The following is a 22,245-nucleotide window of genomic DNA, read 5'->3' on the forward strand; positions in this document are numbered from 1 at the left end:
GTGAGCCAGCCAAGGATGCGGAGCTTCTCGTGCTGCGGCACGAGAACGTCGTTTTTCGTCGGCAGTTGACCAGGCCGGCTCGTTACGAGCCTGCAGACCGGTTCTGGTTCGCCGCGCTGTCGAGACTGGTGCATCGCTCGCGCTGGCACCGCAGGTTCATCGCCTCGAGGTGGGACTACACATCACGTCGGCGAACCGGGCGTCCCTCCACCCAGGTGGTGGTCAGGGCGCTCGTACTCCGGCTTGCCAGAGAGAATCCGCGGTGGGGACATCGGCGTATCCATGGCGAGCTGGTCGGGCTTGGTCATCGCCTGGGCGCCTCGACGGTCTGGGAGATCTTGCGCCGAGCGGCATCGATCCGGCACCGCGGCGATGCGGCCCGACCTGGCGGGAGTTTCTGACCGCGCAGGCCGAGGGCATCATCGCGGCGGACTTCTTCCACATCGACACCGTGCTCGGCACACGTCTGTACGCGCTGGCGTTTCTCGAGCACGGCACCAGGCGTTTGCACATCTTTGGCGTCACCGCGCATCCGACACGGGCCTGGACGGTGCAGCAGGCGAGGAACCTGGCGAGCGAACTCGGAGCGCGCCTGGAATCTCTGCGCTTCCTGCTGCGTGATCGCGACGGCAAATACGGAGACGCGTTCGACACCGTCTTCGAGGCAGAGGAACTTCGCGTGATTGCGACTGCACCGCGAGCTCCCCGGATGAACGCGCATTGCGAACGGATCATCGGCAGCATCCGCCGCGAGGTGCTCGACCATGTCCTTGTCCTGGGAGAAGGTCATGCGCGTCAAGTACTCGCGGCCTACCAGACTCACTACAACGAGCACCGGCCTCACCAGGCTCGCGACCAGCTACCGCCAGACATCCACGAACACCCCGCATCGGCGCATGATCTTGATAGCCCTGGCTGCCCACCGCTTCGCAGGCGGATCCTCGGTGGGGTGATCAACGAGTACAGGTACGCCGCTTGAGCTGCAGCGATGACTTTTCGAGCTGCACACGCTTCGCGCGCGACATCGTCCGGCAGCTGCGACAGGCGGTTCCCCCGCGGCAGGTTCGATCTTCTGAACCACCCGATCGCGCTTCCCTGGCTGTTGTGCCGCTGCTGGATCTTTGAGTGTCCGACGTCTTCGGTCGGCTTGCCGGGCTAGCGCGACTGGGGTCGGCGGTACGTGTGGTCGCTGATAAATGTCGATCGCGCACATGTTCGATGGATTGGCGCGATTCCGGTCGTCCACATCCTCGGCACCACATCCAACCCCGACGGTCTGTGGACCACTCAGCAGGCTCGCAACTTCCTTATGGAGCTTGATGATCGAGCGAACGACCTTCGATTCCTGGTTCGTGACAGGGCGGGTCAGTTCGCGGGGTCATTTGATTCTGTTCTCGCTGACGCCGACATCGAGGTTGTGAAGATTCCCCCGCGATGTCCACGGGCCAACTGCTACGCCGAGCGGTTCGTTGGCACCGTAAGGCGAGAGCTCACAGACCGGCTGCTCATCATCAACGAGCATCACCTGACGTCAGTGCTGAACCGCTACGTCTCCCACTACAACCACCGACGGCCACACAGAGCGCGGGACCACGCTCCGCCGCTACCGGATCACCCCATCGCAGAGCCAGGTTGTAGATCCGTTCGTCGTTGGCGAGTGCTTGGCGGCTTGATCAACGAGTACGAACCTGAAGCTGCTTGATCCGCAGGTCAGGCCCGTTGGGTCGTGTTTTGGCACCCCACAGGCAGTGATCATGCAGAACGATGACCGATACCCAACGATGCCCGTTGACCTGCACGGACGTACTATTCGGCACACACAGCTTCCGCGATCGGCGTAGCCGAGAGCAGCTCGTCGATGCGGAGCTCGAGGGCTGGGCTCTTCTTCGAGTAACGCCTTGTCGTCGTCACGACCGAACCTCGACGACGCGGAGGCAGGCAGCGACGCCGGTGCCACGATCCAAGCCTGGGGGCGCGACGCGACTCGACCAGTTCGATCAGCTCAGCGTCGGGTCGTCGCGCAGCATTTGCTCGTGCAGCGACCGCAACTGCGGGCCGGGATCGATGCCCAGCTCCTCGACGGCACGGCGCTGGAACCGTTGGTACACCTCGAGAGCGTCGGCCCGCTGCCCGGACCGGTAGAGCGCCCGCATGCTCTGGGCGATCAGCCGTTCGCGGAACGGGTACTCGGTGCGCAGCCCGCGCAGTTCGCCCACCAGCTCCAGGTGGCGGCCGAGCTCGAGCTCGGCCTCCATGCGTTCCTCCAGCGCGGACAACCGCAGCTCTTCCAGATCGGACGTCATCGGGTCGCCCGGCACGTCCGCGAGCACCGGCCCACGCCACAACCCCAGCGCCTCGCGCAGCAAGCCCGCCCTGATGGCGGCGGGCTTGCCGCGCGACGACGCCACGAGCTGCCGGGCGCGGTGCAGGTCGAGACGCCACGGATCCACGGCCAGCTGATACCCGGTCGGCGTGGTGCAGATGGTCGCCGAGCCCGAGGGATCGGCCTCCTCCAGCACCCTGCGCAACCGCGAGACGTAACCGTGCACGATCGTCCGCGCGGTGGCCGGAGGCGTGTCCGTCCACAGAGCGTTGACGATCTGGTCGATCGGGACGAGTCGGTTCGCCTCGACGACCAGCATGGCTAGCAACCCGCGCATGCCACGGCGGCCCAGCTGGACGAGCCGTCCGTCCGCGATCACCTGGAGTGGACCGAGCACGCCGAACTCCAGACCGGCTTTGCTCCGGGGGCGGGCGCTGGACGGAACGATCCTGCTGGCATTCTCTAACTCGTCCCGGCTGTCTGACGCAGAAGCCGACGGTCGCTGGTGTGTGGCGACCGGTCCACCGACTGTGGTCGCTCGCACCGCGATGTCCGCACGTTTCAGTAGCGTGTCAGGGTCATGCTCGTTGCTCTCCCCATTTGTGGTAGTGGCCCAACCCATCACGACGTTGACCTCGATCGAGAGCTGGTCAGCCGGGTATGGCGCGGCCAACGCCGCGCGCAGGTGTTCGGCGACCTGCTGGGCGCGTTCGGCCTGCGCATCCAGTAGCAACACGGCGAAAGCACCGCCCTCAAAACGCGCCAGTGGCACGCCTCGGCCCAGTTCGTCGCGCAGCCTGCGGCCAGCGATGACGACCACCTGATCACTCCAGCTCTGCCCTAGGTCGTTGGCAGCGGGGGATGGCAGTTCGAGATCGATGCGCAAGACAACCGCTGTCTCAGCCCGCAGCATCGGCTCGGAGACCGCTTCGCGGAAGCCGGGCCGGTTGAGCAGGCCGGTCAGTGGGTCGTGGTACGCGTCGTGGCGCAGCCGAGCCATCAGCTGACGATTGTCCATCACCGTCGACACGCGGCTGGCCACAGTGCCTAGGAAGTTGATGTGGGTCGCGTCGAAACTCGCACCCGAGATTCGGTCGTGTACTTCAAGGACGCCGAGGGACGTTGTTGCGCCGCGCAACAGCGCGACGAGCACTTCCTGCGCGTCACGCGCCGCCAAGGCGTCGGCAGTTTCTTTATCTGCGTCCAGGAAGCGGATGTACCGCACCTGCGTATCAGGTGGTAGCAAGATTACGTCGTCGCCCAGGTCGTCATGACACGTTCGCGGCGGCAACGGCGAGCCGGCGATCAGGCCGCGCGGCGCTTCCTGTGGCTCGGCATGCAACCACAGCACCACGCGCTTGGCATCGAGTTGCTGCCGGACGCATTCGGCGACTAACCGCCACTTGTCGTCGTCGGCACCACCACTGTTGCGTGTATCGGCGTTTGTTCCGGGCGCGCTCGGGCTGTGCAAGGAGATATCGTTGAGCAAGCTGGCGAGGCGATCTTGAGCCGCCTCGCGCGATAGACGGGCGTCGTTGACGGTCGCGGATTCCAGCTCGGCTAGGTCCTCCTCGTGCGCGTCGAGCAGGCGCTGTAACCGATCCAGGCCGGCCGTGGTGTCGATCAGGATCTCCTCGGCCGTTGACGACCTGAGCCCCTGAATGACGACGTCGCTCTCCCCAGGGTCGGGTGGGCTGACACCCAATTGCCGGATGTGCTCTTCCAGCCAGGTGATCTTGTCGTGCAGCACTTCGGTCAGCGCCGATGCCCGCTCCCGTTCCTGTTTCGCTTGTCCGATTTGCCCCTTCGCCCTGTCGCGTTCGCGCTCGGCGTCGGACAGTTTGCGGTGCGTCTGGTCGAGTTCAAGCTGGTAGTCGGCTACTTGGTCGAGGTAGCGATTCCGTTCGGCAGTCAAGTGGACGATCAACCCCGACAGCCGGATGAGCACGACCTGCAGCACCATGATCGCCTGGGATGAGCGGTGCTCGACCTGCACACTGTCGAGCATCTGCCGGCGTGCGGTACTCAACTCATCAGTGACTTCAATCAAGCGGCGCTGTGTCGCGATGGTCTCTTCCTGCGCACGCACCAGCCTCGTGTGTGCATCGGTCAGTATCGGTTCTGCTGGAGGGGGAGCCGGTCGTCCGCTGTTCACGGCGCGCTGCCATAGCTGCCTCGCCACACGCTCGCGATCCGTCTGCTGACGCTGGCCGGGTGTGCAGGCCTGAACCACTGCTGCCACGAACTTCCACGGTGGCAAGTCTTCCCCGGCTAACTGCTTCGACACGGTCGTGTCGCTGCACCCGCAGTGCCTGCCGATCGCTTTCAGCGTCAACTCGGAGTGATCAACGAGGCCGCGCATGTACCGAGCCAGGTCGTGGCGGGCCGGATCGTCACCTTTGAGAGCGCCCCATGGGCGGCCTGACCGCATCTTCACCTCACACCGTGTCCGCGGACAACCGGCAGTTGTCCGCGTTGAACCACATTGCCAGCTCGGACAAGAGCGTGATCAGCGACGAGCCGCAACAGTACGGATCACTGACCACATGCACTAACGAGCGGAGGAATCCACGATGGCGGACCTGATGGCATGGGCGGCTACCATCGCGGTGACGATCGGCATTCTCGCCCGTCTGCCCGCTGCGGCCACGCGCTTCATCCGTGCTCTCATGCCCCTCGTCCGGGCATGTCGCGATCTGTGGGCAGAGCTGCGCGGGCGCGGTGCACACGAGCGCAAGCAGGACAGGCCGTCGTGATCAACCGATGTCCTAGACAGGACGTGAGGAACCAGCCCGCGCCACATCACCGGAGATCCTTGGGTGCTCATCGCCCACAGAACCGTGGCAAAGGCCACAAGGTCATCAATGTCGATACCTACCGTGGACCGGTACAGTTCGCTGAGATCGATCCCTCGTGCGCAGCGTCCCCGACCTGGCGACCGCCCTGCTGATGACCTGGTTCCACGAACACCTCGACACCCTCGACCTCATGTCCGCGGCTCAGTAGCGCCCGCGGGACGCGACAGCGGCCGACTTGATCGCCTGGGCCGCCCGATCCCCTCACGACGACGCTCGCACGACCTTGGCCTGTCGGGTCACCGCGGCCGCCCACCGCGCTGCCGGTGACGCCGACGCATACGTCGCCTGGCATGACGCAGTGATCAGAAGCCGCCGGGGTAGTCACCCAGGCGAGACCGCATGGGTGCACTTCGAGCAAGATCGCGCGCCGGCCGGAGTACCTGGTCCGCCCGTTCGCCGAACCCGCGAACTGGGACTCGTTCACCGTCTTCGGCGCGGGCTGACCGCCGGCGCAGCACTTGCACCTGGCGCCGGAACACCGGGCTCTGCCGGACAGGTGCGCTGACAGGGACGGCAGTAGTTGCTTGACGGACCGGTGGGTTAGACAGGCCTGATCATCGTGGTTTGACCTGCATCGTCGCCGTGCTTTCGCTCGTCTGCGTCCGGGCAGCGTCTAGACCCTCTGGTCGCTCGGAGGGGCACAGGACCGCACTCATGTTGTTGACTCAATCTCGCGTCGCTATCTCATTTGGCTCGGCATTCGGCGTAACGTGTCGCCAATTGCTGTTGTAGATGGTCGGGGGAGTGGTCGACGGTTGGAGCCGAAGCGCAGGTCGAACGAGCCGCACTTGGCCTTCAACTTCATGCCGGTGAGGTTCTCGGCAGAGAAGTTCGAAGGAGGTCTGGTCCCGTTCGAGTCGCGTGACCAACTCGTCGATCTCCGTTCGAAGCTCGACGGCACACACGTGGTCGCCAGGACGCGGGACGGCATCGCCTGTGTTCCACTGGCTCCTGGCGTGGGCGTGCACGGCGCCCCGACGACGTTCTCGACGCGGGACTACCAAACGCTCACCATGCTGTTGGTACGGGAAGCCCTCGTTCGGGCGGTGCTCGGGTGGGGGTACAAGCTGCGCCGCCGCTACCCGGTGGAGTTCGTGTCACGGTTGCAAGGCAAAGACCTGTTGGCGCCGCTGATCGGCAGACACGGTCAGGATGCTTTGCGAAAGCTGCACGTCTACCCGAGGTTCCTGCTGGACAGCAAGACCATTGGGCCGGCCAACTGCCCCGGTGTCGTGGTCGGGCTGCGGACCCGGCTCGAAATCGACATGACCGTGGCGGAACTGATTCAGCGTGGTGTCGATGTCGAAGGCCTCTACGTGTTGGGCGAGGATTCGACAGCCGCGGCCGGCCCCGAAATGGATCACTACGCGGCACGCGAGATCGTCGGCGCGGTGGACCGCGTCGACGAGGGGCAGTTGATGCTGCGTGACGCGGTGGGGGTGACCCAGATCGAGGCCGCGGCCGCGTGGCTCGAACCTCGCCGCGAGACGTTCCACGACTTGATCACGACCTTCGCCGGCGTGGACGCGGTACGGATCAACAGGGAATTGGAGAGGGCGACGTTCGACCTGCTCGGTGCCTTCGGTCGGTTCGAGCGGACCGTGGACATCGCCTCCAGGCTTGCGCGCCGTGGTGCCTTGGAGATCGCTGCCGACCTGTCGGCAACAGTCGAGCCGTTGGTCGGATCGAGCAACGGGCGTAAGCCGTCGTTTCGCCGCTATGACTCTCCGACCCTTCGGTTCGACCAGGCTGGAGACCGGTACAACCGGTCCGCCGACCGCGGCTTGGATGACCACGGCCCGTTCGACTCGGAGTTCTTCCAGAGGAAGAAGCCGAAGATCGTGGTAGTCGCTCCGCGGCAGTACATGAGCGAAGTCAAGAACTTCATGGCCAAGTTCTTGAACGGCGTGGAGGGCGCGAAGGTCTTTCAAAAGGGCTTCCTCCGCAAGTACCGGCTCGCCGGTCACGAGGTGGCGATGCACCCGTTCGACGGCCAGCCGACTGACGCGAGCGCATATCGAGAGGCGTGCCGCAGCGCGTTGAAGGCCGGGAACGTCGACCTCGCGATCGTCATCACTTCCGAGGCGCAGCGTCATCTGGCAGGCGACGCCAGCCCGTACTTCGTCTCGAAGTCGATCTTCATGGGACATGGCGTTCCCGTCCAGGACGTCAAAGTCGAGACGGTGCGGTTGAGCAAGCTCGCTTACCCGCTGAACAGCATCGCTCTCGCCTCGTACGCCAAGCTCGGGGGAATCCCTTTCCTGATCGCGACGGCCGGGTCCGAGCAGGTCCACGAACTCGTGATCGGCATCGGCAGCGCGGAGATCAGGGCGAGCCGGATGGCGCCCGCGGAACGAGTCGTCGGCATCACGACGGTGTTCAGCGCTGACGGCAACTACCTGCTCTCCAACACTTCCCGCGAAGCCGACTATGACGATTACCCGCAGGAACTCCTGCGTTCACTGACGGACGCCGTCAACGCCGTCAGGGACCGCAACATCTGGAGGAGCGGCGACAAGGTCCGCCTCGTCTTCCACGTCTTCAAGCCGATCAAGGACGTCGAAGCGACCGCAGTCAAGGAGCTCGTCGAGCGTCTTACCAGCGAGCACATCGAGGTCGAGTTCGCCTTCCTGCACGTGAGCACTGAGCACGAGTGGAGGATGTTCGACCGTGCGGGCGCGGGAGTCGCGAACTGGGGCGGGGCTGCCAAGTCCAAGGGCCAGTACGTCGCAGATCGCGGATACGCGGTGCCTATCGGCGACCGCGAAGTCCTGCTCGCGGTCAGAGGGCCGATGGACCTCAAAAGCGACCTGCACGGTGCCCCGAAACCGCTGTCGCTCAAGCTGCACCGCAAGTCGACCTTCACCGACATGGACTTTCTGACAGGGCAAGTGTTCAGCTTCACGTCGATGTCGTGGCGCAACATCTACCCATCACACCTCCCGGTCACGATCCTCTACTCCGACCTCATCGCCGATCTTCTCGGCAACCTTCGTCACGTCAAGAACTGGAATGCTGACTCCGTCGCCACCCGGTTGCATTCCAGCAAGTGGTTCTTGTGACAGCTTATGGAGATCCGCGGGGCCAGAGCGATCCGACGGGCCAGTTGCTCGCCGGGCAACTGGCAGCCCTCGAAGCAGTGATCCTGACTTCGAATCGACCTGGCAACCTCGACGGGTTGCTCGCGCACCATATCCTCGGCGATCGCCATGTCGCGTTCCACTGGGACGTCAACCCCATGACGCTGGAGTGGTTGGCGGAGAACGAGCATCGCCTCGAACATGGGCCCGGCGTCGCGATCCTCGGCTACGGTCTGACCGCGTTCCCGTCAACCACCTCGCCTGCGGCCCGACAGCACCTCGTGGAGGGACTTCGGATCCTCCAACGACGAGATCCCTTTCGAGCAGACGATGGCGTCACCTTCGTCAACGATCCTGGGCAGATCGTAGGAGTTGCGCTCGCTGTGAACCTTGTGCGCGACGAACTACCCCGGGCCCGCGAGTGGTTGGCCGCTGTACTCCAGGATGCGCGGCTCCAGCCGCCCGGTCTACTCGTCGTTTTCCAGGAGCATGCGCGTTACCTACTCGGACTGGAGTCACATCTGGGCGCTGACCATCGTGCTGTGGATGATCTCTCCGTGCTTGCCGGCCTGCAGTGGCTCGCCATGTCGTCGGAACGGCCCGTTGTTGAGACGGCCGACGAGATGCGTGCGTTGCAGTCCAGGTTGCTGACCGAGCTCGTGCTGGGTAAGGCAGGACAGGTTTCGGTTCCCCGAGCGGCGCTGCTGTTGGAGGTGGCTTCTCAGCTTGTCACCGCAAGCGTTGACGAGCTCGTCTTGGGACAGAGTCATGTAGCTCTCATCCTGAGCCGCTTTGCCGACGCGATGCGCCGATGGCGGTACGACGGAGACGACGTCGAGCGTCCAACTCGGTGGAAGGTCACCAACGAGTATCACGTCCAGGACATTCTTTGGATCATGCTTCGCCCCGTCTTCAATGACCTCGTGGATGAGGAAACCCTGCGCAAGGTCGGCCACAGCACGTATCGAGCTGATTTCGGGATCCCATCGCTCGGCCTGCTGATAGAGGTCAAGTACGCGCGCAAGGCCGGCGACTTCAAGATCTTCGAGAAGGAAATTCTCCAAGACCACGGTGCTTACTTCATGGACAACGGCCCTTACCGCAAGATGCTCGTGTTCATCTACGACGAGTCGGCTTCGGTGCAGGAGCACGGCACCACGCGCAACGCGCTCGTCCCGTTGGAGAACATCACCGATGTGATCATTGCGTGCCGTCCAAGTCATGTCCCGATCGAAGAGAGGCCGGCGGCACAGCGCCGTGCGCCTAGGCGGCGCTGACCAGTGGCGTCCTCTGAGGACTAAATGGGATTTGCATCGTCGTCGAGGGTCGACTTGCTGACCGTCAAGGAGAAGCTTCCCTTGAGCTGGACGCTGACGTTCCCGGCGGTGGCCGTCCTGCGGGATGCGGGACCGCCAGCGTTGGGACGGTAAGACGCGGGCCTGGCGGGGAAGCGGTGTGCCGGATGCCGTCTGTCGGACGGCTGCCTTCCGGACTCTTCGGAGTCCGGTCACACCGGGCGCAGGTCGAGGACGTACGGGACGATGTGGAACCCGAGTTCCTCCGCCTGTCCCGCCTGCTGCCGCAGTTCGGAGAGTAGGGCTGTGGGGTCGGCGTACCTGGTCTTCGACGAGCCCTTCGGCCGGTGCTGCGGCGCCACCCAGTAGACGACGTAGATGCCGTGCTTGTTCTGCAACGGACCGAGGTACGTGGCGATGAGTTGTTCGTGCATCGCGGTGTCGAGCTCCGCGTTGTCCCAGCGTTTCGCCTCGATGCAGATCCGGGCCAGCTCTCCGCCGACGGTGCACGACGTGGGGGTCACGTCAACGCGGGTGCCGATGCCGCCGTCCTTCGGCCTGGCCACCTGGTTCTCCCGGTCGAACACGACGCGCCCGTCGTTGAGGTGTTCGTCGAACCTGCGGCACACCCAGTCAGAGATGTTGTCCTCGCCCTGAGGCCTGTCCTGGAACCAGATCTCGCGCCAGCCGTTCTTGTGGTGCAGGTAGTGCTGAAGGTCGTCGTACAGCCTGACGGTCACGTCCACGAGATCGCGGTCGTTGCGGACCAGGCGGGCGTCTCCGCGACGCAGGACCTGAAACAGGGAGGAGGGCGTGATCGGTCGCAGGTCGAGCTCGGCCTGGCGAGTCGTGGCCTGGCGCAGGTAGTGGCCGATGATCATTCGGGTGAGTTCCGGACGCCCGGCGGCGAGGGACGACAGGACCTCGACCTGTCCGTTGTCAGCGAGCCTTTGCAGCACCTGCCCGCGAGTCGCGTAGCCGTCGAACGCGGGCGTGACGCTTCCGTCGAGCGGCAGCGGCTCGTCGGCTTCGAACGGGAGGGCGTCCAGCAGGAGCCTGGCCGCTGTGGCTAGGTGGTAGGCGTCGAGCCGGGCGACGTTGAGGTCGTCCGTGACGGACAGGATCGTGTCGGCACCCAAGTGGTCGATCACGTAGTTGGGGTCCACCGACACCAGGTGTTCCCGTGCCCGCGGGGCGAGCGCGGAGCCGGCCTCGACCAGCTGACGGCACACCGTGGCGGCGGCGTCACCCGCACCGGATGCGAGCGCGTCGAGCAGTCCACCGGCGAGTTCGCCGGTGTATCGGCCCGCGAGGAGACGCGCGGAGATCTCGTTCGCCAAGTCGGCGGCGAGGTGTTTGTACGTGATGTGGGGCTGCAGCTGCCGGCCGGCGTTCTGAAGGTCGTCGAGGTGCAGGAGCGCGGCCTCGCGCAGATCGTGAGGAACCCGGTCGAGTCCGGCTCGCAGCAGGCTGCGCCTGAGCCGGAGGTCCCTGTGGTCCCCGGACAACGGGATCGCGACAAGGCAGTGCACCCAACGCCGCCAGACCTCGTCGGGGAGCGCGACGAACTCCTTGAGAGCGTGGTGTTGCAGCGTTGCCAGGAGATGAATTCCCGCCCAGTCCGGTGCCACCTGCGCCAGCACGAGAGTTGTCGACGTGCTCCACGACGACACCGAGGGGTCGTGCTCGAACAGGTAGCGGACTCCGGCCTGCAGGAGAGCGCGTCGCTGCTCGTCGTTGAGTTGTACCCACCCAGGCCTGGCGAACAGGTCGTGGGTGAAGAGGACCTGAACGTCCTGGTCGAGTGATGCCAGCATGTCCGGCCATACCAGCGGGGTCGTGTCGAGCTGCTCCAGAGTCGCGCGGATCATGTCCACGCTGTGTGGCGGGGCCGGTTCCGGCTGGTCGAGCTCGAACTCGACCAGTGGCAGCTCGCTCGGGCCGGACTCCAGCCGCCGGAGGCAGTTCGTGAGCGAGAGCCGCACGTCCTCATCGGCCGTCGGGAGGGTCTCGCGCAACCACTCCAGGTCGGCGGTGGTGAGCAGGCCAAGGTTGATAATGACGAGCCACCCGTGCCCGCTGGTCGCGGCGATGTCGACGGTGAAGGCCCGCCGGAGATCGTCGGGCTGGTCGGTGCTGGTCAGCAGCCGTCCGCTCAAGAAGCCGGCGGCGACGAGCTGAGCTGTCGCCTGGCGGACGGCCGGTATCTCGAAGTGCGGCCACGCACGGCGAAGCAGGCCGTCGAAGAGGTCGCCGTAGTCGTGGAAGTCGTTCTGCTGCAGGGCGAACCACGTCAGGAACTCTGGGAGGTCGCCGAGCGGGATGCGATCGGCCAGACCGGGCAGGGTGTGCAGCAGGTAGCGCCCGATGAGCAGATCGCGGTGCGGCCGCAGGACTTCGGTAAGGCGCCGCGTACTGATCTGCTCCGGGTAGAGGATGTCTATCGCGGTCGCCAGCAACTCGTTTCCATAGTCGTCGGTGGCATCGGCGTGCAACAGCGCGAGCAGGTGCAGCTGGTCGACCTCGTCGCCGACACCGGCGACCGCGACTGCCGCGGCCCGCCGTGCGTAGACCGGCCACTTGTTGTCCAACGCCGCCACGGCGAGGAGTCGGGCGGCGGCCGTGCACTTGGCCGCCAGAGCCAGCCGGGCCGCCCACCAGAGTTCGTCACCCGTCCGGATGTCGGAGAGGTGACGGAGGATCAACTCTTCCAGGCCTGGATGGGACAGTCCGGTGAGGTTGAGGTCCCAGCGCGGTTCCTGGGCGTTGCGGCGCGCGGACTCCAGGAGTCCCGCACAGACCAGCGAACGGGGGAGGCCTGGTGGCAGCTCCACCACGGCCGAGGTGTCGGCGAACCACACCGCGTTCGTCGCGAGCAGCGGTTCGACGAGGCCGGGTGCGAGGGCGCACAGCCAGGTGGCCAGTTCGACCCGTGCGGGCGGCAGCACCCCTGACTCGTGCACACCGAGCAACGCGGGCACCTGGCCAGCCGAGACGTTCCGGTCCACGAGGTAGGAGGCGGCGAGGTACTCAGCGTGGCGCTGCTGGAGGAAGGACAGCGTGCCCTCGGCCGCGCCGGAGAACAACGAGGTGCTCATGACCTCGCGGTAGTCCGCAGGTTCCACGGTCCGGGTCTGCTCCGGTGGCTCCGGATCCGAGGGCAGCAGGTCGGCGCGCAGCGCGTCTTTACCGCTGGCCGGCGCCGCGGCGACCTGCTGGGCGCCGCTGAACACGGTGAACGCACCAAGTCGTTTCGCCAGGCGGAAGAGACGATCGGCAGGGGTGCGGGGGAGAGGCCGTTCCTCGTCGGTCTCCTGCAACAGCGCCTGGATCACGTAGCTCAGCGCGTCGTGGGAGTGCGCGGGCAGAGCACCTTTGTCGTGCCAGTAGCGAGCTTCCGCCAGCAGTTGGTCGGCGCAGGCGGACAGGCCGCCGCGCCCCGCTTCCACCAGCGCGCGCACGAATCCCGGGCCGTCGTAGCCGTGCTGCGCGACGAGGGACTCCGCCGAGGCCCGGTCGAGCGGCAGCAGTGTCAGAGGGGTGAAACCGGCTCTGCCGAGCGCCGGGCTCCAGGCCGTCGTCCGGCAGGTCAGCCGCCACGACACCGACGCGGCGGTCCCGGTCGTGAGCGTGGTGGCGAGCCACGGCAGCAGTTCGGCGTCCGGCACTGCGGCCCGATCGAGGTCGGTGAGGTAGACGGTCCCGGTGACGCTCGGGATCAACGCCCTGAAGTCGGCGCGGTCCAGGCACCCGGCTTCGACGAAAGTCGCGTTCTCCGCGTCGGCCAGCATCCGGCAGGTATCAGACTTGCCCGCGCCGCCAGCGGCGAGGAGCACGAGCCGCCGGTGGTCCTTCACCGCGTCCGAAACGGGAGCGGGCGGCTTCGCCAGCCACCGCGAATGCGTAGGAGGCAACAGGAAGTTGTCATCGTCGAACAGGACCGGGTCGCCGACGGGAAGCACGTACCTCGACACGTCTGTCGTCACCTGGCTCCTCGGTCTACGAATGCTCGGGCGATGCTCCCGTCGAGCTGCGGACCTCAAGACTAGGGCTCATCAGGTACCCGATCGCCTGACGCCCCGGATCGGCGATCCGAGGCGAGCAGTGCGCTCGTGACTGCGTTGGCCGACATCGAGGTCGAGACGACCAGCTGCGGGCTTGCTCGATCACGAGCAGGCCGCGGGTGTGGTCGGATTCGTAGCCGGAATGCAGACCTGGACAAGTGCTCTGTAGCCACATGCTTACGTGGAGGCGTCCTGCCGATGGACTTCGTCGAGACGGTCACGCAAACCAGGCAGCGCCAGTCATTCTCGCTGTCATCCTGTGCGTGCCGATAACTGCGTCCGCGCAGGTCAATAGGCTCAGTGCCTCCGACGAGTGCGAACTTGTGCTTCTGTCTCAAACGCGCGTTCGGTGCAAGGGGCGCCGCCGTGGACAGTGATCAGCCTGATGTGGTTGCGGTGCTGGCTAACGCCCGGCACCGCATGCCACGTTGCTGAATCTTCTTCGCGTAGCTGTACTGGCGGATCTCAGGTGTGAACCGACTCCAAGCGATTTCACAGACATCAGCTGCTTGAGCGTGACTTCCGCTCTGCTCCAGCGTGTGAGAGAGCCGTTCGAAGGTGTCTGAGTCGGTGCATCCTGAGCGGATCGCGTTGTGCCACCGGTTGATGGCGTCGTCGATGCGCCCGACGGTTTTGAGGTACCGGCCCAGCAGTGTGCTCAGGGACGAGTAGGCGTCGGGCTGCTGTTGTGAGAGGGCGAGGTCGGTGGCCGCCTCGAGGATGTTGATCGCGTCGGCGTGCTGCTTGGCCGCCGCGAGGTCGCGGGCGAAGTGGTGGGCCTCGCTAGCGACAACTGGGGCAGCGCGCCCGGACGTCATGGCCAGCATGTCTTTCCAGATTGCCAAGGCTTCGTCGACTCGCCGGAGTTTCACGAGGTGTCGGCTCAAACGGGCTGAGGAGCGAGCGTACGGAGAGAGCTCCGGCTCCTCGGCCAGCAGCGGAAGGATCTTTCGCGCGCGGGCCTCGACCAGTTCGTCGTCCTTGGCTGAATCCCAGCCGAACTGGTCCGGGAACGGAGCCCTGGCCACGTGTGAGGCCAGTTCGGCCCTGGTGCAGAGCTTTCCACCACGACATCCACTCGCGAGGTCGCCGCAATCCCCGCAGGGTGGAAGCACCCGCAGCTGGGCACCGAAGGCAAGGTAGATCTCGATCAGCATGTCAGGTCGGTGAGCCTGCCTGGCGGTCGACGCGATCCAGCCGACGGCCTCATCGACGTCGGCCCGACTGGGCTTCGAGGCGTCCAGAGCGAGTTCAAGCCCACGCCGAAATGCTTTCAGTGCTCGGGTCGCGGTGGACTTGGGACCCTGGATGGTGCGGCCGTACTCGATCCATGTGCTCGCGGCTTCTGGGCAGTTGGCGGCTTCGACGGCCTCGAGCACCGGGAGCCACGCGGATGCGCGCTTCTCTCCGAGGTCCAATTCATCTTTCAGCTCATGTGCAGCTCGATGGTCCGGCGTCAGCTTCAGGTAAGCCGCATCCCGGTCAGCGCGTAGCTGTGCCCCGTACCGACGCAGCGCGTCCTCGAAAGATTCCTCGTCCGGACGCCAGCCGGCCTCGTTGATCAGCGTCTCGCTGATGACGCTGTCGAGATTGAAATCGAACCTGAGTTCGCCGTCGTCGCGTCCAGTCCGTCGCAGTGGGGCGGAGGCATCGAGTAGCGCGTCAACGGTGTCCCAACCGCGCTGCGCAGCTAGCGGGAGCAGCTGGGCAAGCAACGCCGCAGTTGCCTCCACATCGTCATCGGCGCGGTGGTTCCGCTGGTGTGCGACGGAGAAGTGGGCGCAGCAATCCACCAGGCTGAACGACCCGACTGCGAGTTCAAGACGCCGGACCAGCCGCATGGTGCACAACGTCGGTACTTTGGGCATCTTGAGTCCCGCGCGCCGGCACTCTTCTCTCAGGAAGGCAGCGTCGAATGCAGCGTTGTGCGCGACCAGCACACTGCCCTGAAGAAGATCGAAGAGAGCCGGCGCGGCATCAGCGAACGTCGATACTCCGCCGTTGGTGCCGGCGCTGGCGTCGGCGAGGTGCGCTGACCAGCGCTGTTTGATCTCTCCATCTGCGAGAACTGCTGCTGCGATCCACGTTATGCGGTCGCGCTGAGGGTCCAAGCCTGTTGGGTCTGCTGCACGAGTAGGTGACAGTGGTAGTCACGCAGCCTGACTGGCTGGCGTGGACATGATTGCTTCGTACTCGATCGGGGTCAACCTGCCGAGAGCTGCCTGGCGCCTGCGACGGTGGTAAGTGCGCTCGATCCAGGTCACGATCGCGATTCGCAGTTCCTCGCGCGTAGGCCAGGTGCGTCGGTTGAGAACGTTGTTCTGCAGTAACGCGAAGAAGCTTTCCATCGCGGCGTTGTCACCAGCGGCGCCGACTCGGCCCATCGATCCGGTCAGGCCGTTGTGCGCGAGCGTGCGGACGAATTTCCTTGATCGGAATTGCGATCCGCGGTCGGTGTGGACCACGCAGCCGACGACCTCACCGCGGCGGGCGAGGGCGTTGATGAGCGCGGTGACGGCGAGGCGGGACTTCATCCGGGAGTCGATGGAGTAGCCGATGATCCGGTTGGAACAGACGTCCTTGACCGCGCAGAGATAGAGCTTTCCTTGCGCGGTGCGGTGTTCGGTGATGTCAGCCAGCCACAGCCGGTTCTGCGCCGCGGCGGTGAAGTCACGACGGACCAGGTCGTCGTGCACCGGCGGACCGGCCTTCTTGCCAGTGCGGCCGCGTTTCTTGCCGAACGCGCTCCACCAGCCCATCGACGAGCAGATCCGCCACGCGGTCCGATCCGCCATCGACCAGCCGGCGTCGCGGGCTTCGTCGGCCAGGAACCGGTAGCCGAACTCCGGATCGTCGCGGTGCGCGTCGAACAACGCGTTCGCCCGCTGAGCCCGCTCGAGCTCGTCCGCGGTGACCGGCGCGGCCAGCCACCGGTAGTACGGCTGTCGAGCGATGTTCAACACCCGGCACGTCACCGCGACCGGAATCCCGTCCGCGGCGAGCTCGTTCACGAGCGGGTAGAGCCTTTTCCCGGCAGGTTCGCCTGCGACAAGTACGCGGTCGCCCGGCGCAGGACCTCGTTCTCCTGCTCGAGCAGCTTGATCCGCTTACGCGCCTCACGCAGCTCCGCCGACTCGGCCCGGCTCGCACCGGGCTTGGCGCCCTCCTCGACCTCGGCCTGGCGCAGCCACTTGAACAACGTCATCGGGTGGACCCCGAAGTCCTTCGCGATCTGCTCGACCGTCACGCCGGGCTCGCGGTCACGGGCGACCCGCACGACATCGTCGCGGAACTCCTGGGGGTAGGGCTTGGGCACAGAGACATCCTCCCAGCTCACCATCACGGCAAGCCAACTCAGATGTCACCTAACGGTGCAGCAGACCCCTCCGCCTCACATGTCGCACGGCCAAGGTCCGACGCATACCTGTGGGTTGCCGGAACTCCGCACTTATACCCTGATTTGCGGTGATCAGGTTCCATCGTTCTGCAGGCATGATCGTGGCGTGGCGTGGCGTGGCGTGGCGTGGCGTGGCGTGGCGTGGCGTGGCGATCAGATCGAACGTCTCATTGTGGATCGACGAAGCGGCTTGGCGAGTCATCCACGAGTATGTCCATGCCGCTTAACCTGCATGGACGTAGTTTTCGGCACGCACAGCCTTGGGTGCGGTGGATGTTCTCTGAACGTGCCCAGGGGCGGACGGTGGCGTCGTTGGCGCGGGAGCTCAACGAGCGTGGCGTGGTGTGCCCGTCGGGCGCCGACCCTGAGCGGAACGCGCATAGGTCGGGGGAGCGGTGGATCGTGCGGACGGTGGCGATGATTCTGGAGAATCCGCGGTATACCGGTCGGCAGGTGTGGAACCGGTGCAGCACAACCGGTCACGGGTCAGGCGGACGTGCCGGCGGCCGGGGCTCGGGTGCGCTGCGGTACAACCCGGTCAGTGAGTGGGAAGTATCCGAGCGGATCGTGCAAGAGCCTCTCGTCGATGACGAGACGTTCGTCGCGGTGCAGGGCTTGCGGGTGGCGACGCCTGCCAAAGACGGGGAGGTTCGGCGCTACCTGCTCGCCGGGCTCGTGGTGTGCGGGCTGTGTGGTCGTCGGATGGACGGGCACTGGGTTCACGCCGTGGGAGAAGGCGTCGACGAAGGGCGGATCGGGCAGCGCGTGTGGGTCTACGGCGCGCAGTCCTATCGGGCGTTCGGGACCGCCGCGCAGCACGTCGTGGTGCCCGAGCACCTGGCCGTGCCGTTGCCGGACCACCTGACGGACGAGCTGGGCGCGAGCCTCGGCATCCCCGGGATCACGGCGCATCGCACCGTGTTCGCCGACGGATCCGTCGACGGGCTGACCGTGCTGGTGCACGGCGTGCTCGGCGGTGTCGGATCGCTGGCCGCACAGCTCGCCCGGTGGGGCGGTGCGACCGTGCTGGGCACCGTGACCAAGACGCGCGATCTCGACCTGGTCGATCTCGCGGTGGTCCACCACGCGGTCGCACTCGACGATTCCGGCGCAGCCGACGGCGACACGCGGCAGTACGCGGGTTCGGGGTTCCGGCTGGACTCAGCGGCCGGGTGACGTGTGCTGGTGCGCCCGGTTCAGTAACACAGCCGCGGAATCGGTTCGTCCGGGGCGAAGCGAACCCACTCGTCCCGCGAGATGGCACCGGCCTGAGCGCACAGGGTCTTGACCGGATCGGTGTAGCCCTCCGGATCCCACAACCGGACGCTGCCATCGACGCTCGCCGAAGCGAGGATTCTGCCGTCCGGGCTGAACATCAGGTGGCTGACGTCGCCGGTGTGCCCCGTCAGCAGTGCGCCGAGCCGGGCGCCGGTCGCGGGGTCCCACAGCTGGATGTCCTTGCCGTTCGCGGTGGCGACGATCTTGCGATCCCCTCTGCTCGCGGCGACCGCTACCCGCTCGTAGACGCCCGAGAGGGAACGGAGCGTCGCATCGCCGGCCGAGAAGTCCAGCTCGATCATCTGGCCGGAACTGCGCTTGCTCGGCGAGTTGACCAGCAGGCTCTTGGCGGAGTTGAAGGTGGCCGTCCGCACCTCGAGGCTCTCCAGCGAATGGGCCACCCCCAGCAGAGCCCCGGTCGTGGAGTCGTACAACGCGGGAGGGCCGCCGTCCGTGGCGAAGATGGACTTGCCGTCCTGACTGAACGTCATCGGCTCCTGGATGACGGGGTGTCCCTCCTTGTTGCTCCTGACGAGCTTGAGATTCTCCACGTGCCGGCCGGTCTCGAGGTTCCAGAACTGGATGTCGTTCGTATCACTGTTGACGATCGCGACTGTGCGGTCGTCGCGGAATCCGACAGCCGCGATGCGATCGATGTTCAGGCTCAGAGCCTCTGTCCGAACACCGGTCGACGGTTCCCACAGGGTGGCGACAGCGGTTCCGCCACGAGACACACCCGCTTCTCTCCTGGTGGTGGCGGATACCAACCGCTTTCCGTCCGGGCTGAACGCGATGGAGTCAAGCCGGTGCCGGTACTCGCCGGGCTCCAGGTTCTCCCGCAGTTCCGCGGTGTGGAGCTGCCCTGTCGACGTGTTCCACAGCCGCACGCTGCCGTCGACGCTCGTCGTCGCGATGGTCGAGTCATCTCGGCCCACGGCCACGTCGGTGATCTTGCCGGTGTGGCCCGTGGCGATGGTGCGGACCAGTTTTCCCGACTCCACGGCCCAGAGCCGCACAGTGAAGTCCTCACCCGCGGTGACGATCAGGCCTTCGGACAGCGAGACGGTGTCAGCCGGGTCGAACGAGAGCCCGCCGCGACGGGCGCCGGTCTTCACGTCCCAGATGCTCGCCGAGCCGGTCGGCCCGGCGGCGAGGAACGTCGTGCCGTCACGGCCGAACACCACCTTCGTCCACCAGCCACGGAAATCGGTGATGTTGGTGCGGAGGTTCCCGGTCTGCGCGTCCCACACCCGCAGGGTCTGGTCCCGGCTCGCGGTGACGAGCACCTTGCCGTCCGGGCTGAACGCCAGCGCCACGACGTTTCCGTGGTGCCCCGTCAGCCGTATGGTCGGCGTGCCCGTACGTGCATCGGCGAGTTGGACCGCCCCGTTGGAGTCCGAGACGGCGACGACCGAGCTGTCCGCGCTGAACGCGAGCGCCGCGACGGGCCCACCGGTGTAGCTGTCCCGAACCTGCGCGATGCGCTGGCGGGTCTGCGAATCCCACAGGCCGACCGTGCCGCTGCCGTCCTCGGTGCCCGCGATGACCTTGCCGTCCGGGCTGAACGTCACGTCCACCACCGGTTTGCCTTCGGGCTCGAGTCTTCCGAGACCACGACCGGTCACGACGTCCCACAGCCGCGCGCCCGAGGTCGTGCCCGCGGTGACGAGCAGCTTCCCGTCCGGACTGAACGACGCTCCGTCGACCACCTCCGTCGACCCGACGAGGACGCCTCGTTGCGGGGTGAGGAGGGCGCTCACCACCTCGCGTGCCTCGGCGGTCTGCTCCGTGTGCCAGGCCGCGAGGGCGAGACGACGTGCCAGCAACGGGTCGGTGTCCTTGACGCTCAGGCTCTGGGCGGCCAGCTGCCGGGAGAGCGCGAGGTCGTGCTGGCGATCAGCGTCCGCGCCGTATACCACCGCGGTCGCCGCGGCACCCAACGCCACGACGGACAGCGCCGCAAGCGCTCTGATCAGGTACTTGCGGTGCCGGCCGCGGGTGACTTCCGCCCGGTGAGCGGCGTCCTGTGCGTCGAGGCTCGCCTGGACGAACTCCGCGACGTCGCTGACGACGGTCTCGCCACGCTGTTCCACGGTCGTGACCCAGGCTGCGGCCGTGTCGAGTTGCAGGCCGCGGAACAGGACGTCGGTGTTGCGATCCAGGGCGACCCAGGTCCTCGCGGCGTCGGTGACACGCCTTTGCACGATCAGGTAGTCGCGGTCGGACGTGAGCCAGTTCGTCAGTCTCGGCCAGGCTTTGAGCAACGCGTCATGCGTGATCTCGACGTCCGTCTGGTCGACCTGGACGAGACGCGCCTTCAGGAGGCGGTCGAGGAGCGTGTGCGTCCCGAGACTCAGGATCACGTCCTTCCTGACCCTTCGACGCGTGTCCTCCACGCCTTCGGACACCGCGACCAGCGCGAGCAAGATCAAGCGCAACGATCGCCGGTCGGTGTCGTCGAGTCCCAGGTAGAGCTTCTCCGCCGCCTTCGAGACCGCACCACCGACCCGGCCCGCCTCGACGTAGCCCGCCAAAGTCAGGGTCCTGCCCCGGCGGCGGTGCCACGTCTCCTCGAGCGCATACCCCAGCAGCGGGAGCGCGCCCGCCTGGTACCTGTGCGCGGTCGAGTCGTAGGCGTCCAGATCGGCGAGCACCTGCGACGTCAGACCGTCCTCGAGCGCGAGGCCGGCGCGTGCCGCGGGTTCGGCGACTGCCCTGCGCAGGTCCTGCGGGCTCATCGGGCCCAGGAGGAACTGACCGTTCTCCACCACAGCGGACAGCAGGGGGTCTTCGGCGCACCGCGACAGGAAGTCCGATCGCAGGCCGAGAACGATGATCGCGGGCGCCGGCCCGCCGTCGGCAGTTCGCGCGGCTGCCAGCAGAGCCGCCAGGAAAGCGGCGCGCTCGGCCGCGTCCGACGACGGCAGGTAGATCTCCTCGAACTGATCGACGATCAGCACCAGACGTGCTTCGCCGGGCGATTCCTTCGCCGCAGACCGAGCGGCGCGACGAGCCAGAGCAGCGAACGCCGCTGGTTCGCCGCGCACTTCCTTGACCGCGAGCCCTGCCGCCTCCCCCGCGATGCCGGCGACCCTCGCGATCAACGATTGCAGCGGCTGCGCACCCGGACGCAACCTGACGACCGGCCAGGACGCGCAGCCGTCCAACGGCACAAGACCTCGCTTGAACGCGGGAACCAGTCCCGCGCTCAACAAGGACGACTTGCCCGCACCGGACACACCTGTCACCAGCAGAGGTGCACCTTGGGCGTGCTGTTCCACCAAACGATGACAAAGTCGGGCAACGGTTTCTTCGCGACCTACGAACAGCTCGGATTGGTCTGAGGTGAACGACGCGAGCCCGGGATAAGGACACGGCCCCGGCTTCTGCGGCTCGTGGCCGAGCGGCAACGACTGGTGCAACTGGGAGAGCTGCACGGCGATGCCGCCGATGAGCTGGGCTTGAGCATGGTCCGCGATGCGTCGCTCGGCGAGTCCACGTTCCAGAAGTCCCAGGATCTGCGCTATTTCGTCGTTGACCCACCTCTCGGCGGGTGCGCCTGATCTCGCCGGCGTCTGAGCCGAGATGGCCGCACTGAGTTGCTCGGGATTGTCGAGCACGAACCGCAGAAGACGGTCCGCCAGCGCCTCGCGCTGCTCCGGCGAGCGACCGCGGTCACCATTCGAGCCGCTGTCCGCCAGGTAGCTCTCTCCCCCGGCGAGATCGATCAACCGCAGGACGAACTGGACACTTATGTGGCCGGCCTGCACGACCGATCCGGACACGGACCCGGAAATCTCGTTGTGGACGTCGTTGGACACGTTCGGCAAAGCGGCTCCCAAGGGCAAACACCGTCGTTGCCCACCTAGTGCACATGCGCGAACGGCAGATCGTAGTCATCAGGCGATCGCCGCGGTGCCGAATCACCGAATGTCGTGGATCAGGACGAA

11 protein-coding genes are annotated in these 22,245 nt (G+C 66.1%); 6 read left to right on the plus strand and 5 right to left on the minus strand.

What is annotated here, in order from left to right:
- Positions 1-262: 262 nt before the first annotated feature.
- On the plus strand, positions 263-979 hold the full coding sequence (locus ABZX02_RS08225; RefSeq protein WP_355296066.1) for an integrase core domain-containing protein: 717 nt from the start codon (positions 263-265) through the stop codon (positions 977-979).
- Between the two features lie 330 nt (positions 980-1,309).
- Positions 1,310-1,702 (plus strand): integrase core domain-containing protein, encoded by a 393-nt coding sequence (locus tag ABZX02_RS08230; RefSeq protein ID WP_355296721.1) that lies wholly within the window; start codon positions 1,310-1,312, stop codon positions 1,700-1,702.
- Positions 1,703-1,997: 295 nt separating this feature from the next.
- On the opposite strand, the gene ABZX02_RS08235 is transcribed toward ABZX02_RS08230, so the two are convergent.
- On the minus strand, positions 1,998-4,754 hold the full coding sequence (locus ABZX02_RS08235) for a BTAD domain-containing putative transcriptional regulator (protein ID WP_355296722.1): 2,757 nt from the start codon (positions 4,752-4,754) through the stop codon (positions 1,998-2,000).
- Positions 4,755-4,896: 142 nt separating this feature from the next.
- On the opposite strand from ABZX02_RS08235, the gene ABZX02_RS08240 reads away from it, so the two are divergent.
- From ABZX02_RS08240 to ABZX02_RS08250, 3 genes are all read left to right on the plus strand, one after another.
- Entirely contained in the window at positions 4,897-5,079 is a 183-nt protein-coding gene (locus ABZX02_RS08240) for a hypothetical protein (RefSeq protein ID WP_355296068.1), read from the plus strand.
- Between the two features lie 890 nt (positions 5,080-5,969).
- Complete coding sequence (locus ABZX02_RS08245) at positions 5,970-8,243, plus strand: Piwi domain-containing protein (protein WP_355296070.1); 2,274 nt, start codon at positions 5,970-5,972, stop codon at positions 8,241-8,243.
- Positions 8,231-9,538 (plus strand): hypothetical protein, encoded by a 1,308-nt coding sequence (locus ABZX02_RS08250; RefSeq protein ID WP_355296072.1) that lies wholly within the window; start codon positions 8,231-8,233, stop codon positions 9,536-9,538. Before ABZX02_RS08245 ends, ABZX02_RS08250 begins: the two co-directional genes overlap by 13 nt.
- A 230-nt stretch (positions 9,539-9,768) precedes the next feature.
- On the opposite strand, the gene ABZX02_RS08255 is transcribed toward ABZX02_RS08250, so the two are convergent.
- The 3 genes from ABZX02_RS08255 to ABZX02_RS08265 all read right to left on the minus strand — a co-directional run bounded on the left by ABZX02_RS08255 (position 9,769) and on the right by ABZX02_RS08265 (position 16,936).
- Positions 9,769-13,542, minus strand: a complete 3,774-nt coding sequence (locus ABZX02_RS08255; RefSeq protein ID WP_355296074.1) for a hypothetical protein — start codon at positions 13,540-13,542, stop codon at positions 9,769-9,771.
- Between the two features lie 455 nt (positions 13,543-13,997).
- Complete coding sequence (locus ABZX02_RS08260) at positions 13,998-15,731, minus strand: 3'-5' exonuclease (RefSeq protein WP_355296076.1); 1,734 nt, start codon at positions 15,729-15,731, stop codon at positions 13,998-14,000.
- Positions 15,732-15,770: 39 nt separating this feature from the next.
- Positions 15,771-16,936 (minus strand): IS3 family transposase gene (locus tag ABZX02_RS08265; RefSeq protein WP_355296078.1). Its coding sequence is split into 2 segments (ribosomal slippage): positions 15,771-16,649 and positions 16,652-16,936, totalling 1,164 coding nucleotides; the frame shifts between segments, so codons are not numbered across the junction.
- Between the two features lie 297 nt (positions 16,937-17,233).
- Between ABZX02_RS08265 and ABZX02_RS08270 the strand changes: the two genes are divergently transcribed.
- Positions 17,234-18,193, plus strand: a complete 960-nt coding sequence (locus ABZX02_RS08270; protein WP_355296079.1) for a recombinase family protein — start codon at positions 17,234-17,236, stop codon at positions 18,191-18,193.
- 20 nt (positions 18,194-18,213) lie between these two features.
- On the opposite strand, the gene ABZX02_RS08275 is transcribed toward ABZX02_RS08270, so the two are convergent.
- Entirely contained in the window at positions 18,214-22,137 is a 3,924-nt protein-coding gene (locus tag ABZX02_RS08275) for an AAA family ATPase (protein ID WP_355296080.1), read from the minus strand.
- Positions 22,138-22,245: the final 108 nt, after the last annotated feature.

The organism is Lentzea sp. NPDC003310, from assembly GCF_040610935.1.
Lineage (GTDB): Bacteria > Actinomycetota > Actinomycetes > Mycobacteriales > Pseudonocardiaceae > Lentzea.